The organism is Microbispora sp. NPDC088329, from assembly GCF_040685655.1.
Lineage (GTDB): Bacteria > Actinomycetota > Actinomycetes > Streptosporangiales > Streptosporangiaceae > Microbispora.
In genome coordinates this window covers 62,215-75,159 of the sequence record NZ_JBFBIP010000007.1, presented here as the reverse complement: position 1 = coordinate 75,159, position 12,945 = coordinate 62,215, and the positions used below count along the sequence as shown (strand labels likewise).

13 protein-coding genes are annotated in these 12,945 nt (G+C 71.6%); 6 read left to right on the top strand and 7 right to left on the bottom strand.

Going from position 1 to position 12,945, the window contains the following annotated elements; translation table 11 throughout:
• Positions 1-6: 6 nt before the first annotated feature.
• Positions 7-870 (bottom strand): aldo/keto reductase, encoded by an 864-nt coding sequence (locus AB0O28_RS15880; RefSeq protein ID WP_363640590.1) that lies wholly within the window; start codon positions 868-870, stop codon positions 7-9.
• Between the two features lie 242 nt (positions 871-1,112).
• Between AB0O28_RS15880 and AB0O28_RS15875 the strand changes: the two genes are divergently transcribed.
• Positions 1,113-1,256 (top strand): hypothetical protein, encoded by a 144-nt coding sequence (locus tag AB0O28_RS15875; protein WP_363640588.1) that lies wholly within the window; start codon positions 1,113-1,115, stop codon positions 1,254-1,256.
• 221 nt (positions 1,257-1,477) lie between these two features.
• Here AB0O28_RS15875 and AB0O28_RS15870 read toward each other — a convergent pair whose 3' ends face one another.
• Complete coding sequence (locus AB0O28_RS15870) at positions 1,478-2,272, bottom strand: inositol monophosphatase family protein (protein WP_363640586.1); 795 nt, start codon at positions 2,270-2,272, stop codon at positions 1,478-1,480.
• Positions 2,273-2,343: 71 nt separating this feature from the next.
• On the opposite strand from AB0O28_RS15870, the gene AB0O28_RS15865 reads away from it, so the two are divergent.
• On the top strand, positions 2,344-3,942 hold the full coding sequence (locus AB0O28_RS15865; protein ID WP_363640967.1) for a fatty acyl-CoA synthetase: 1,599 nt from the start codon (positions 2,344-2,346) through the stop codon (positions 3,940-3,942).
• 96 nt (positions 3,943-4,038) lie between these two features.
• Here AB0O28_RS15865 and AB0O28_RS15860 read toward each other — a convergent pair whose 3' ends face one another.
• Both AB0O28_RS15860 and AB0O28_RS15855 read right to left on the bottom strand, forming a co-directional pair.
• Positions 4,039-4,686, bottom strand: coding sequence for a protein-L-isoaspartate(D-aspartate) O-methyltransferase (locus AB0O28_RS15860; protein WP_363640585.1), 648 nt, complete (start codon positions 4,684-4,686; stop codon positions 4,039-4,041).
• Positions 4,687-4,779: 93 nt separating this feature from the next.
• Complete coding sequence (locus tag AB0O28_RS15855) at positions 4,780-5,346, bottom strand: cysteine hydrolase family protein (RefSeq protein ID WP_363640583.1); 567 nt, start codon at positions 5,344-5,346, stop codon at positions 4,780-4,782.
• 124 nt (positions 5,347-5,470) lie between these two features.
• Between AB0O28_RS15855 and AB0O28_RS15850 the strand changes: the two genes are divergently transcribed.
• Both AB0O28_RS15850 and AB0O28_RS15845 read left to right on the top strand, forming a co-directional pair.
• Positions 5,471-5,899 carry an Rrf2 family transcriptional regulator gene (locus AB0O28_RS15850; protein WP_363640581.1) on the top strand — a complete coding sequence of 143 codons (429 nt, stop codon included), beginning with the start codon at positions 5,471-5,473 and terminating at the stop codon, positions 5,897-5,899.
• A 73-nt stretch (positions 5,900-5,972) separates the two neighbouring features.
• Positions 5,973-7,157: a globin domain-containing protein gene (locus AB0O28_RS15845; RefSeq protein ID WP_363640579.1), complete on the top strand. Its 1,185-nt coding sequence runs from the start codon at positions 5,973-5,975 to the stop codon at positions 7,155-7,157.
• A 61-nt stretch (positions 7,158-7,218) separates the two neighbouring features.
• On the opposite strand, the gene AB0O28_RS15840 is transcribed toward AB0O28_RS15845, so the two are convergent.
• Together AB0O28_RS15840 and AB0O28_RS15835 are read right to left on the bottom strand one after the other, a co-directional pair.
• Positions 7,219-8,022, bottom strand: coding sequence for an SAM-dependent methyltransferase (locus tag AB0O28_RS15840; RefSeq protein WP_363640577.1), 804 nt, complete (start codon positions 8,020-8,022; stop codon positions 7,219-7,221).
• Between the two features lie 139 nt (positions 8,023-8,161).
• Positions 8,162-9,634, bottom strand: coding sequence for a GH1 family beta-glucosidase (locus tag AB0O28_RS15835; RefSeq protein ID WP_363640575.1), 1,473 nt, complete (start codon positions 9,632-9,634; stop codon positions 8,162-8,164).
• Between the two features lie 398 nt (positions 9,635-10,032).
• Here AB0O28_RS15835 and AB0O28_RS15830 point away from each other — a divergent pair, with 398 nt between their 5' ends.
• Positions 10,033-11,052 carry a LacI family DNA-binding transcriptional regulator gene (locus tag AB0O28_RS15830; protein ID WP_363640573.1) on the top strand — a complete coding sequence of 340 codons (1,020 nt, stop codon included), beginning with the start codon at positions 10,033-10,035 and terminating at the stop codon, positions 11,050-11,052.
• Between the two features lie 374 nt (positions 11,053-11,426).
• Positions 11,427-11,729, top strand: coding sequence for a DUF6401 family natural product biosynthesis protein (locus AB0O28_RS15825; protein ID WP_363640571.1), 303 nt, complete (start codon positions 11,427-11,429; stop codon positions 11,727-11,729).
• A gap of 91 nt (positions 11,730-11,820) precedes the next feature.
• On the opposite strand, the gene AB0O28_RS15820 is transcribed toward AB0O28_RS15825, so the two are convergent.
• Positions 11,821-12,927 carry a hypothetical protein gene (locus AB0O28_RS15820; protein WP_363640569.1) on the bottom strand — a complete coding sequence of 369 codons (1,107 nt, stop codon included), beginning with the start codon at positions 12,925-12,927 and terminating at the stop codon, positions 11,821-11,823.
• Positions 12,928-12,945 lie beyond the last annotated feature (18 nt).

Genomic DNA, 12,945 nt, shown 5'->3' with positions numbered 1-12,945 from the left:
CGATCCTCAGCCCGCGGTCTCCAGCCGGGTGAGCTCCTCGGGCGACAGCTCCAGGTCGACCGCCTTGACCGAGTCGAGGATCGTCTCCGGCCGCGACGAGCCGGGGATGGGGATGACCACCGGCGCCTTGGCCAGCATCCAGGCCAGGCACACCTGCTGCGGGCTCACGTTGTGGGCCCGCGCCACCTCCGCGAAGGGCGCGAAGCGCGAGCCCAGTTCGCCTGCCTTGGAGATGCCGCCGAGCGGGCTCCAGGGCAGGAACGCGATGCCCAGCTCCGCGCACAGCTCGAGCTCCGGCTCGCTGGAGCGGAAGGCCGGGGAGAACTGGTTCTGCACGCTGACCAGGCGGCCGCCGAGGATGTCGCCCGCCTGGCGGATCTGCTCGGGGTTCGCGTTCGAGATGCCGGCGTAGCGGATCTTGCCCGCGTCCAGCAGGTCGCGGATCGCCCCGACCGAGTCCTCGTACGGCACCCGCGGGTCGGGCCGGTGGAACTGGTAGAGGCCGATCGCGTCGACGCCGAGCCGCTTGAGCGAGGCTTCGCAGGCCTGCTTGAGGTGGTCGGGCGAGCCGTCGAGCGTCCACGAGCCGTCACCCGGGCGCAGGTGCCCGCCCTTGGTGGCGACCAGCACGTCCGAGGCGTCCCCGCCGTAGCTCGCCAGGGCCTTGGCGATCAGCGACTCGTTGTGGCCCACCTCGTCAGCGTGCAGGTGATAGGCGTCGGCCGTGTCGATCAGCGTCACCCCGGCGTCCAGCGCCGCGTGGATGGTCGCGATGGAGCGCTGCTCGTCGGGCCGCCCCTCGATGGACATCGGCATGCCCCCGAGACCGATCGCGCCGACCTGCACGTCGCCGATGCGGCGAGTCCGCATGGAAAGTCCTCCTTCGAGTACACGGATCAGAGTCTTTGTCCTATCCTGCGGGCCCGACGTCATGCCGTCCAACAGAGGATCGCGCCGTGCGGGATGCCGCGGCCCCTCCAGCCCGGCCGCTACGAACCCAGGGCGTCTTCGTCTTGCCCAAATCAGTCAAATCATTACATAGTTCTCTGTACGCCCTATCGGCCCTCTGGTGCCCGGGCTACTCGGAAACCATCGACGGCAAAGGCGGCCCCATGAGCGTTCACGTCCACGTCCGCCTCAACGACGGTTACGCCGTCAGCGAGGACGGGCAGTTGCTGGAGCTGAGCAGCTGCCACTGCGGCGCCTCCTGGGAGACGACCTACCGGGTGGACGAGGGCGAGCCCGAGAGCATCTGACCCACCCGGACACCGGCCGCCCGCATCCGGGCGGCTCGGGACACGGGCGGCTCGGGCTCCCCGAAGCTTCCCCGTCTGGGCGGCGCTGCCGGCGGGCGCGGTCATGGCACTGACACGGGTGGCCGTGCCGATGTTCCGCTTCACACCGACCAGCGCGGGCGACGACCGCCTGAAGGCGTACTCACCGACCACCGCGGACGATGACCGCTTGAAAGACGTGCTCACCGACCGCCGCGGGCGATGATTTCCAGCAAAGCGGTGTGCGTCCGCCGGTCGGCCGCCACGACCAGTCCGCCCGCGCCGGTGTGCAGCGGCTCGCCCCGGATGCCGGTCACCACACACCCGGCGGCCTCGCACAGCGCGATCCCGCTCGCGAAGTGCACGCTGTCGCGCAGATGACCGTCGGTGACGTACGCGGCGCGACGTCCGGCGGCGACCCACGTCACCGCGAGAGTGGTGGAGACGACTCGCGGGCGGAAGCGCTCGGCGAAACCCGGGTCGGCGAGGAGGCGGGCGGCCCGGAAAGCCGGCGCGTTCGGAAACGGCGGATCGAGGTTGACGTCCACCAGTCGCGAGTCCGCCGACGGCGTGAGCCGTTCGTCCACGCCTTCGCGGCGGACGTACGTGTGAACGCCGTCCGTCCAGAACACCTCATCGGCGAACGGATCGGCGCAGGCCGCCGCCGTGACCGCCGGGCCGATGCGCAGGGCGACGTTCACCGCGACGAGCATGCTGCGGGCGGCGTAGTTCAGCGTGCCGCACAGGGGATCGACCAGCCACATCCGCTCCGCGCCGTTCCGCCCGGTGCGTCCGCTCTCCTCCCCCGTCACGGCGTCGTCCGGACGCGCCGCGCGGATGACGTCGAGGATGGCCTTCTCCGCTTCGATGTCCGCGGCCGTGGCGAAGTCGCCCGCGGACTTCGCGACGCGGGTCAGCGACGCTCCGTACATGGCGCGCACGACGGCGGCTCCGGCCTGCGCCGCCGTCAGGGCCAGTTCCTCATCCGTGATCGACATGCGAACACGACTATCACGCCCCCGACTAGGCTGATCCAGAAGTTTCCTCTGTTCTGGTGCTGGAGCCGCTCATGTCCCCCGCCTCGCCGGATGTCGCACTCGCCCGCCGTCACTCACTCGCGGACCTGCTCCGGCGCTCGGCCCGGCGCCACCCCGGCCGCCTGGCCGTGGCGGACGCGGCCCAATCCCGAACGGCCCGGTCCCGTACGTATGGCGGGCTCGACGAGGACGTGACACGGGTGGCGGGCGCGCTGGCCGCCCGCGGAGTGCGTCCCGGAGACCGCGTGGCGGTGCTGTCGCGCAACAGCGTGGACTACGTGCGGACCATCTTCGGCGTGGCCCGCGCCGGGGCCGTCCTCGTGCCGGTCAACTTCATGCTCGGGGCCGACGAGATCGCCTACGTGCTGTCCCACTCCGGCGCGGTCGCGCTGATCGCTCAGGACGCGCTGCTGCCGGTGGCGCGGGACGCGGCCGAGCAGGCCGGCGGGCTGCGGCTGCGCATGGTGTACGGCCCGGCACCGCGGGAGGGCTGGGAGCCGTTCGACGCCCTGCTTCAGGAGGACGTGGCCGAGCCGGTCGTGCCGATCGGGCCCGATGATCCCGCGCAGATCCTCTACACCTCGGGCACGGAGTCACGCCCGAAGGGCGCCGTGCTGTCCCACGCCGCACTGATCGCGCAGTACGCGAGCTGCGTCATCGACGGCGGCATGACCCGCGACGACGTCGAGCTGCACGCGATGCCGTTGTTCCACTGCGCCCAGCAGCACTGCTTCCTGGTGCCGGACATCCAGCTCGGCGCCTCCAGCCACATCCTCCCCGGGGCCGACCCCGCCGCCGTGCTGGAGGCGATCGAGCGCCACGGGGTGACCAAGTTCTTCGCGCCGCCCACGGTCTGGATCTCGCTGCTGCGCCACCCGGACTTCGACCGGCGCGACCTGTCCTCGCTGCGCAAGGGCTACTACGGCGCGGCGATCATGCCGGTCGAGGTGCTGAGGGAGATCGGCGAGCGGCTGCCGGACGTGCGCCTGTGGAACTTCTACGGCCAGACCGAGATGGCGCCGGTCGCGGTGATGCTCCAGCCGGAGGACCAGATCCGCAAGGCGGGCTCGGCAGGCCGGGCCGCCCTGAACGTCGAGACCCGGGTCGTGGACGCCGACGGCGACGACGTCCCTGCCGGGGAGATCGGCGAGATCGTGCACCGCAGCCCGCACGCGATCCTCGGTTATCTGGACGACCCCGAGAAGACCGCCGAGGCGTTCCGCGGCGGCTGGTTCCACTCCGGCGACCTCGGGGTGATGGACGAGGAGGGCTACCTGACGGTCGTCGACCGGATCAAGGACATGATCAAAACCGGTGGGGAGAACGTCGCCGGCCGCGAGGTGGAGGAGGTCGTCTACGAGCACCCCGCGGTCGCGGAGGTGGCCGTCGTCGGGGTCCGCCACCCGAGCTGGATCGAGGCCGTCGTCGCGATCGTGGTGACCAAGCCGGGCGTGAGCGTCACCGAGGAGGAGCTGCGGGCCCACGTCCGGGCGCGGCTCGCCGCGTTCAAGGTGCCCAAGGCCGTCGCGTTCGTGGACGCGCTGCCGAAGAACCCGAGCGGCAAGATCCTCAAGCGTGAGCTCCGGGACCGCCACGCCGCCCTCGCCGACCGTATCCCCGGCACCCGCTGAGCCGTCGCGCCCTGTGGACGGGCCCTGTGAAGGGGCCGTGTGAACGGGCCGTGTGACCGCGCCCTGTCGAACCGTCGCGGGAGATCGGCCGTACGGTCAGGAGGGGTAGCCGTAGCGGCCGTGGAGGCGGACGAAGCGGGCCAGCGTGAGGACCTGGCGCGGTTCGAGTCCGATGACGGTGCGCTCGAACAGCACGACCTCCTCCCGTCCGCCGCTGCCGATCGGCTGCACGAGACGGCCGCCGAGCCGCAACTGCTCGACCAGGGGCGCGGGGACCGTGGGGAAGGCGGCCGAGACGATGACGGCGTCGTAGGGCGCGTGCTCGGCCACCCCCTGGCCGCCGTCGCCGACGCGCACTTCCGCGTTGCGGATTCCCTGCCTGGCGAGGTTGCGCCGGGCCCCCCGCACGAGGTCGGGCCACAGCTCGACGCTGACCACGTCGGCGGCCATGCGGGCGAGCAGCGCGGTCTGGTACCCGAGGCCGCTGCCGACCTCCAGCACGTGTTCCCGGCCGGTGAGTCCCAGTCCCTCGATCATCGTCGCCGACAGCGACGGCTGGGTGGTCACCTGCCCGTGCGCGATGGGGATCGGCACGTCCTCGTACGCGTGGGCGACGTGCTCGACGGGGACGAAACCGGCCCGCGGGGTCGAGCGCACGGCCTGGACCAGCCGCTCGTCGCGGACGCCCGCCGCCCGGACGGCCCGGACGAGGTCCTCGGGACAGGCGGCTGCGGTCACGTTCACCACACTCACGTTCGACGGCGGCGCCGTCCCCCGCAGGCGGCCCGCTCACCCCGGGTGATGCCCCCTCAGCCGCGCCGGAACCTCGGCGACGGCTCAGTCCGCGTCGGCCGCGAAGGTCACCTCGGCCGTGGGGACGGTCCCCGCACGGCGGCCTGGGGCGCTCTGCCACTGCCAGTAGAGGTTCGTGTGCGCGATCACCTGTTCCGGGGCCGGCGCTCCGTATGCGGTGAGGTCCTCGGTGGTGTGCGCGTCGCCGACCAGCGTCACGTCGTACCCGCGGACGAAGGCTCCGTGGAGGGTCGAGCGAACGCACGCGTCCGTCTGGGCGCCGGTGACGACGAGCCTGCCCACCCCGCGCTCGGCGAGCAGCGCCTCCAGCTCGGTGTCCTCGAACGAGTCGCCGTACCTCTTGTGGACGAGCGGCTCCGCGCCGCGACGGACCAGCTCCGGCACGTACTGCCAGTTCTCGCTGTCCCGCTTGAGCTCGTGGTCGTCGGAGTGCTGCACCCAGATCACCGGCACGTCCTCCGCGCGCGCCTTGCCGACCAGGGTGTCGATGTTCGCGATCACCGCGTCGCGGCTGAGGGCGCCCGCCATCACTCCGTTCTGCACGTCGATGACCAGCAGGGCGGTGTTCGGACGATCGGTAAGGGTCGTCATGGCGTTCCCGTTCTCGTCGCGGATCCTGTGCCGCCCCACCCTAGAACCGCCCACCGACAAACTTCGGCCCGCGTACGAGCACCCCAAATTGGAGTGACAAATACCGATTTGCTAGCGTCGATGTGTGCGGTTGACGAAGTTCACGGACCTGGCCCTCCGTGTCACCATGCGCCTGGCGGTCCTGGAACCGGGGGCGTCGCTCACCACCCGCCAGGTGGCCGAGGCGATGGCGATCCCCTACAACCACACCGCCAAGGCCATCGCCCGCCTGCAGCATCTCGGCGTCGTGGAGGCCCGCCGGGGGCGCGGGGGCGGCCTGGAGCTGACCGGGTTCGGCCGTACGGCCTCGATCGGCTGGCTGGTCCGCGAGCTGGAAGGAGAGGAGGAGGTCGTGACCTGCGAGGGGGAGACCCCCTGCCCGTTGCGGGCCGCCTGCAGCCTTCGCGGCGCGCTGCGTGCGGCGCAGCAGGCCTTCTACGCCTCCCTCGACCCGATCACCGTGGACCAGCTGGTCTCCTCGCCGTCGAGGCCGGTGCTGCTCACTCTCATCTGAACGTCGCAACCAGGAGAAGACGCCACGTCCACGGCGTTAAATTCGCATCATAGATACCAATTTGGAGGATCCTGTGCTCTCCCCGGAGTCGGCCACGACCGTCCGCGCCACCCTGCCCGTGATCGCGGGCGCGATCACGGACATCACCGCCCGCTTCTACGACACGTTGTTCGCCGACAACCCCGAGCTGCTGCGCGACCTGTTCAACCGGGGTAACCAGGCCAACGGCGAGCAGCGCGTGGCGCTGGCGGGCTCGATCGCCGCGTTCGCGACCGCGCTGGTGGAGCGCCCCGGCGAGCTGCCCGGCACGATGCTGTCCAGGATCGCCAACAAGCACGCCTCCCTCGGCGTCACCGAGGAGCAGTACGCCGTGGTGCACAAGTATCTGTTCGGCGCGATCGGCGAGGTGCTGGGCGACGCCGTCACGCCCGAGGTCGGCCAGGCGTGGGACGAGGTCTACTGGCTCATGGCCGAGACGCTGATCGGCCTGGAGCGCGACCTCTACCGCGAGGCGGGCCAGGGCTGGACCCGCGCCACGGTGATCGAGCGGCGCGACGAGACGGCGGAGGTGGTCTCCCTCCTCCTGCGCCCGTACACCCCGATGTCCTTCCTGCCGGGGCAGTACGTCAGCGTCCAGGTGACGCTGCCCGACGGGGCGCGGCAGATCCGGCAGTACAGCCTGTCGAACGCCCCGGAGCGCGGCGACTGGCGGATCACGGTGAAGCGGGTGCGCGGCGAGGGCGCCCCCGAGGGCGAGGTCTCCGCCTGGCTGCACGACCATGTCCGGGCCGGTGACGTGCTCGCGGTCTCCGCGCCCTTCGGCGACCTGACCCTGCCCGGAGGCGACGGCCCGCTGCTGCTCGCCTCGGCGGGGATCGGGGTCACCCCGGTGCTGTCGATGCTCGATCACCTCGCCGCCACCGGGTCGGACCGGCGAGTGGTGGTCGTGCACGCCGACCGCTCCCCCGAGGCCCACGTGCACCGCGAGGAACTCGCGGACCTGGTCGCGGCGCTGCCCGGCGCCACCCTGCACCGGTGGTACGAGGAGCTGCCCGCGCGGCTCGCTGACGACCCGGCCGTCGCCGCGGGCCGGGCCGATCTGTCGGCGATCGACCTGCCCGGCGACGTCGTGGCCTGCCTCTGCGGGCCGCTGCCGTTCATGCGGGCCGTACGCGCGCAGCTGGTCGAGCGCGGTGTGCCCGCCTCCGGCGTCCACTACGAGGTGTTCGGCCCCGACCTGTGGATCGCGGCCGCCTGATCGGGCGACCGGCCCGCCGCTCGCCCGCGGCGGGCCGTCTGCGCCGCCCGGCGCGGCCCGGTCAGCGCAGCAGGCCGACGCCGGCGTAGCCGTCCACGCCGGGAATCCTCGGCAGCTTCGGCTCGTCGGGCTCGGGACGCCACTCCTCGGTCACGACCAGGCCCGGCTTCACCAGCTCGAACCCGTCGAAGAACCGCAGCAGTTCGGCGTGGGTCCGCGGGGTGACCGCCCCGGCGGAGGTGTTCTTGTACAGCTCGCGTCCCTCGCGGATCTTCTCCTCGTCGAGGTCGCCGTACGACAGGTGGCTGATGGCCATCGCGCTGCCGGGGGCCAGCCGGTCGCGCAGCGCGGCGACGACGCGCTCGGCGTCCTCGGTGCCGGGGACGAAGTGCAGCACGGCCACCATGAGCAGGCCCACCGGCTTGCCGAAGTCGATGTGCTCGTTGATCCGGGGGTCGTCGAGGATCGCCTCGGGCTCGCGCAGGTCGCCGTCCACGACGATCGTCTGCCCGTTGTCGGCCAGCAGGGCCCTGCCGTGGGCGAGCACGATCGGGTCGTTGTCGACGTAGACGACCCGCGAGTCCGGAGCTTCGCGGAGCGCGACCTGGTGGACGTTCTCCTGCGTCGGCAGCCCGGCGCCGATGTCGAGGAACTGGCGGATGCCCTCCCGGGCCATGAGGGTGACCGCCCGGCGGATGAAGCGCCTGTTGGTCTGCACACCCTCTCGCGCGTTCGGAGTCAGCTCGATGAGCTTCTCGGCCGCCGCCCGGTCGACGGCGAAGTTGTCCTTGCCGCCGAGGAGGTAGTCGTAGATCCGGGCGACGCTCGGAACCGTCACATCGATTCCCGGCGGACCCTGCTCCATGTTCATCTGTCCTGCCCTGGTGCGCTCGTACGTTGATCACAACGTAGCTGATTAATCGGGATTCGGCGCACCAAAGGGGGAATTGACCGGCATACTCCACGCACACCGGTCAACTCGGTCACCGCGTCGGTTCCGGCCCTCAGTCTCCCGCCGGACGATCACCCCTGGGAGTGCCGGCGACCAGGATGTCGACCGGCTCGGTGGTGACGGGACTGGCGGTGACAGGGGCCGTGACGACCGGATCGGCGATGAAGTCGCGCATCCAGTGGAAGCTGGCCTTCGGCGTGCGCTCCTGGGTGGCGTAGTCCACGTGCACCAGGCCGAACCTGGCGGAGTAGCCCCGCGCCCACTCGAAGTTGTCCATCAGCGACCAGCAGAAGTAGCCCCGCACGTCCGCGCCCGCCGTCATCGCGTCGTGGGTCGCGGCCAGGTGGTCGCGCAGGTAGTCGACGCGCCCGGCGTCCTCGAGCGCGCCGTCGTCGCCGTACCCGTTCTCCGTGATGTAGACGGGCGGCAGGTCCGGATAGCGGGAGGTCAGCCCGACCAGGGTCTCGTACAGCCCCTCCGGCTCCACCACCCAGCCCAGCCCGCTGGTGCGCGCGTGCTCCGGCGTCACGGTCCGCGCGCCCAGGTCGAACGCCGAGCGCCGGGACGGGTCGGGCTCGTCGTACGGCGCCGCCTCCACGTGCAGGCGGTAGTAGTAGTTCACCCCGAGGAAGTCCACCGGCGTGCCGATGATCTCCAGGTCGCCGTCCCGGCGGAAGGAGAAGTCGGTGATCCGGCCGAACGTCTCGGCCATGTCGGCGGCGTAGCCCCCGCCGAAGAGCGGCTCGGTGAACTGCCGGTTGACCAGCAGGTCCATCCGGCGTGCGGCCTGGACGTCCTGAGGCACGGCGGTCACCGGCACCGTCGGCGACATGTTGAGCGTCACCCCGACCTGCTGACCCGGCCTGGCCATCTCGCGCAGACGCGCGACGGCCAGGCCGTGACCGAGCAGCAGGTGGTGCGCCGCGGCCAGCGCACCGTGCCCCTCCGTGGCGCCCGGCGCGTGCCGCCCCTCGCCGTAGCCGACGATGGCCGAGCAGTACGGCTCGTTCAGCGTGATCCAGTTCGAGACCGACTCGCCGAGGGCGTCGTACATCACCTCGGCGTAGTCGGCGAAGCGCTCGGCGGTGTCGCGGACCCGCCAGCCCCCGCGGTCCTCCAGCGCCTGGGGCAGGTCCCAGTGATAGAGGGTCACATAGGGCTCTATGCCGCCCTCGCGCAGGGCGTCCACGAGCCGCCGGTAGAAGTCCAGCCCGCGCCGGTTCACCGGTCCGCGGCCGTCGGGCAGCACCCTGGGCCATGCCACAGAGAATCGGTAGGCCCCCGCCCCCAGGTCCTTCATGAGATCGACATCCCCTTGCCAGCGGTGATAGTGGTCGCAGGCGAACTCGCCCGACTCGCCCCGTGCCACCGCGCCGGGCACCCGGCAGAAGGTGTCCCAAATCGAGGGCCCCCGGCCGTCGATGTCGACGGCCCCCTCGATCTGGTACGCCGCGGTGGCCGTGCCCCACACGAAGCCGGCGGGGAAGGTCCGCGGCATCGCGAGGCGTTCGTCGGTCGCCGTCATTCCCTGTTCACTCCAGGTTCCGTGCCCGCTCGGATGAACAGCCCGGACACGGCGGCAGGCCGTACGGGCGATGGGCCGTCCCCCGGCAGCCGCGGGACCCGCCGAGCCGTACGGCGGGCACACACGCGGGCAGACGGAGTTCCGCAGCGGACACCTGAACTCCCTCGCAGGAGAAAAGGGAAGCGGCTGCGAGACACGACGGCGGCCGAGCCCGTGGCAACGAGAAAGCGCCGGCCGGTGCCCGTAATCACACAGAAGGAGGCGGGTTGTTGTCAAGTCACGGAAACGTCACCGGAGGAAATTCCGATTATTGGTTGACGACACCGATAGGGGTTGCCTATTTTGGAGAAACCGGTTACATGAAACCGGTTACAGCGAGATGCGATAGCGTTTGATCCGTGGCAACGATCAGAGAGCTGGCGCGCCTGTGCGGCGTGTCTCCCGCGACCGTCTCCCGCGCGTTCAACAACCCGGAGGTTGTGAACGCGAAGACCAGGGAGCAGGTCCTGCGGACGGCGCGCCAGATCGGCTACCTGCCCAACGAGTCCGCCCGCACCCTGGCCACCAAGAAGTCCTTCATGGTCGGCCTGGTGTGGGACACCGACCACCGCCGTCCCGGCTGGCGGCACCCGTTCTTCCAGGAGATCCTCATCGGCCTGAAGACGGCGCTCAGCGGGCGCGGATATCACCTGCTCATGCTGGCCACGAGCGGAGAGGGGACCGACGACGCCCACGTGCGCGCCGTGCGCAGGCACAACCTCGACGGCGTCGTCATGATCGACAGTGGAACCTGGGATCCCTCCCTGCGCCGGCTGGCCGAATCGGGCGTCCCCTGCGTCAGCCTCGACCGTCCGGTACAGGGCCCCCGCACCACCTACGTGACCTCGGACAACGTCGGCGGCGCCCGCCTGGCCGTACGGCACCTGCACGAGCGGGGACGGCGGGCGATCGCCACGATCACCGGCCCGGCGCACACGCGGCCGGGCGCCGAGCGCCTGCAGGGCTACCAGGACGAACTGACCCGGCTGGGGCTGCCGTACCGGCCCGAGTTCGTGGTCGAGGGCGACTTCTACCTGTCGGGCGGCCACGCCGCCATGCGCCGCCTGCTGGAGGCGGACGAGCGGCCCGACGCCGTGTTCGTCGCGGGCGACGAGATGGCCGTCGGCGCGCTGCGCGCGATCGGCGAGGCCGGCCTCAAGGTGCCCGAGGACATCGCCCTGGTCGGGTTCGACGACATCGAGGTGGCCGCGCTCGTGCCGCCGGGGCTGACCACCGTCGCCCAGGACATGGCCGGGTTCGGCACCGCCGCCGCGGAGGCGGTGGTCTCCATGATCGACGGCGCGGACGCCCCGCCGCCCCGGATCCTGCCGACCACGCTCGTCGTCCGCGGCTCCAGCACCACGTCACCCGAACTCTGATCGGATGCGAGCGCCGTTCGGGTAGCCGCCGCAGGCTCGCGCTCCCCGAATCGGGGCGGGAGGCGACACCGGTGCCGCCCTGAAGGGGAACGGCCCGGGATACGCGTTCCCGTCCACCCGCTCACCGCCACGCTTGGCGTTTTCGAGGTTCCGGCGAGAGCCAGGGGCCGCCGGTCCTGGTGCTGCCCGCCCGGATGTGATGCTGCTCACTCCAGCGGCTCTGCCCGCCGGGCCGCTCCGGGCATGAGCTCGCCCGACGATCCGTCCTCGTTGTGGAGCACGGTGTTCGGAGCACCGCGTTGTGCAGCGCCGTGCTCCCGGAGGCGCTTATCGTGATGGGGCACCCATCACCCTTGATCCCCCGGGGGACTTCTGTGTCCGAGCAGTCCTGGCCTGTCCGCATTCGCGCCGACTTCGCGCAGCGCGTGCTGGACCTGCGGCACCAGCATCCCGGGGTTCTCGCCTCGCTGGACCAGCACATGACCGCCGTCAAGCACGCCATCGCGGAGCTGGGCGAGCGTGTCGGGCCCGCCTCCCTGCTCGCCTACCTGATCGGCTACTGGGACGGCGCCCGCGAGAAGGGCTGGCGGGCGCCCGGGCCGGACCAGCCGCTCGACTTCGCCGCCCTGCGCATGAGCGCCGTCTGCCTGATGCTCGACGTCGCCGAAGCCGTCTGACCTCCGCGCCGCTTCCCTTCCGGCACAGCGGCGGGGCGCCCCTCCCAAGAGGGGGACGCCCCGCGGCGAACTGTGACGAACAGCGGCGGACTCACCGGCGCGGCGACGGAGGCTCCTCCGGGGGATTCGGCCGGGAGGAGGTGGGCCGCGCCACCTCATCCGGCGCGTCCTGCGGCATCCGGTCACCCGCTCCCGCCGGAGGGGCCGCGCTTGCCGGAGGGACCGCGCCCGCCGGAGGGACCGCGCCCGCCGGAGGTACGGGGGTCGTCGGGGCGCCCGGAGCGGCCGGCGGGGTGCTCTCGGGATACGCGGGCCGGGCCACCGGCTCGCCCCCGATGTTCTGCTCGCCTGCGATGTTCTGTGCGCCCCCGGCGTTGTGCGGCTGGGCGGCGCCCTGCGGGTACGCCGTGGAGGGCGGCTGGGCGAAGGCTCCCACCCGCTGCTGCCGGGGCTGCTCGGCACGCCGTACGTCGACCGTCTCCATCGCGTCGGCGCGGCCCCTGCTGTAGGCCGCGGCCTGGGCGCGGATGGTGTCGGTCTCGGCCTCCGCCCGATTCAGCCAGTGCTCCCAGCGCTGCTGCATCGGCCGGACCAGGCCGCCGCCGACGCCCACGATGAGGATGCCGGCCAGGGTGGCCAGGATCGCGATCAGCACCGGAGTGGTGACGGTGGTCGCGACCTCGATCTGGTTGAGCGCGGCGATGACGCCGAGGCCGACGATGAACACCGACGCGATCGTGGCCAGCGCCCGGCCGTACGACAGGGAGCCCAGAGCGGCGGTGACGATGTCCTTGACGGCCCTGGCGATGGCGGTGGCGACCACGATGATGACGATCGCCACGGCGGCCTTGGGCAGCCACGCCACCACTCCGGCGAGCAGGTCGCTGACGGGGTTGGGCCCGAAGACGGAGAAGGCGATCTGCAGCGTGATCAGCAGGATCCCGTAGTAGACCAGTGTCGCGAGCAGGCCGGACGCGTCGTACTTGCCGCGTGCCAGCGCCCGCCCCGCCCAGCCGCGCTCGGCCCACCGGTCGAACCCGACGCGGTCGAGCACGGCGTCGACCGCCTTGCGCAGCGCCTTGGCGACCAGCCAGCCCACCGCGAGGACGACGACGAATGCGAGGAATTTGGGGACGAACGTGGCGACCGACGACCAGGCGTCAGCCGCTCCTCTTCCCCAGTCGACCGGAGCGGCCATGGGTCCTCCTGTTCAGAG

Excerpts from the sequence above, each read along its gene's own strand:
- AB0O28_RS15875 (WP_363640588.1), top strand. The coding sequence starts at position 1,113 with ATGAGCGTTCACGTCCACGTCCGCCTCAACGACGGTTACGCCGTCAGC.
- AB0O28_RS15840 (WP_363640577.1), bottom strand. The coding sequence starts at position 8,022 with ATGGAGCAGGGTCCGCCGGGAATCGATGTGACGGTTCCGAGCGTCGCC.
- AB0O28_RS15820 (WP_363640569.1), bottom strand. The coding sequence starts at position 12,927 with ATGGCCGCTCCGGTCGACTGGGGAAGAGGAGCGGCTGACGCCTGGTCG.
- AB0O28_RS15865 (WP_363640967.1), top strand. The coding sequence starts at position 2,344 with ATGTCCCCCGCCTCGCCGGATGTCGCACTCGCCCGCCGTCACTCACTC.
- AB0O28_RS15855 (WP_363640583.1), bottom strand. The coding sequence starts at position 5,346 with ATGACGACCCTTACCGATCGTCCGAACACCGCCCTGCTGGTCATCGAC.
- AB0O28_RS15870 (WP_363640586.1), bottom strand. The coding sequence starts at position 2,272 with ATGTCGATCACGGATGAGGAACTGGCCCTGACGGCGGCGCAGGCCGGA.
- AB0O28_RS15880 (WP_363640590.1), bottom strand. The coding sequence starts at position 870 with ATGCGGACTCGCCGCATCGGCGACGTGCAGGTCGGCGCGATCGGTCTC.
- AB0O28_RS15835 (WP_363640575.1), bottom strand. The coding sequence starts at position 9,634 with ATGACGGCGACCGACGAACGCCTCGCGATGCCGCGGACCTTCCCCGCC.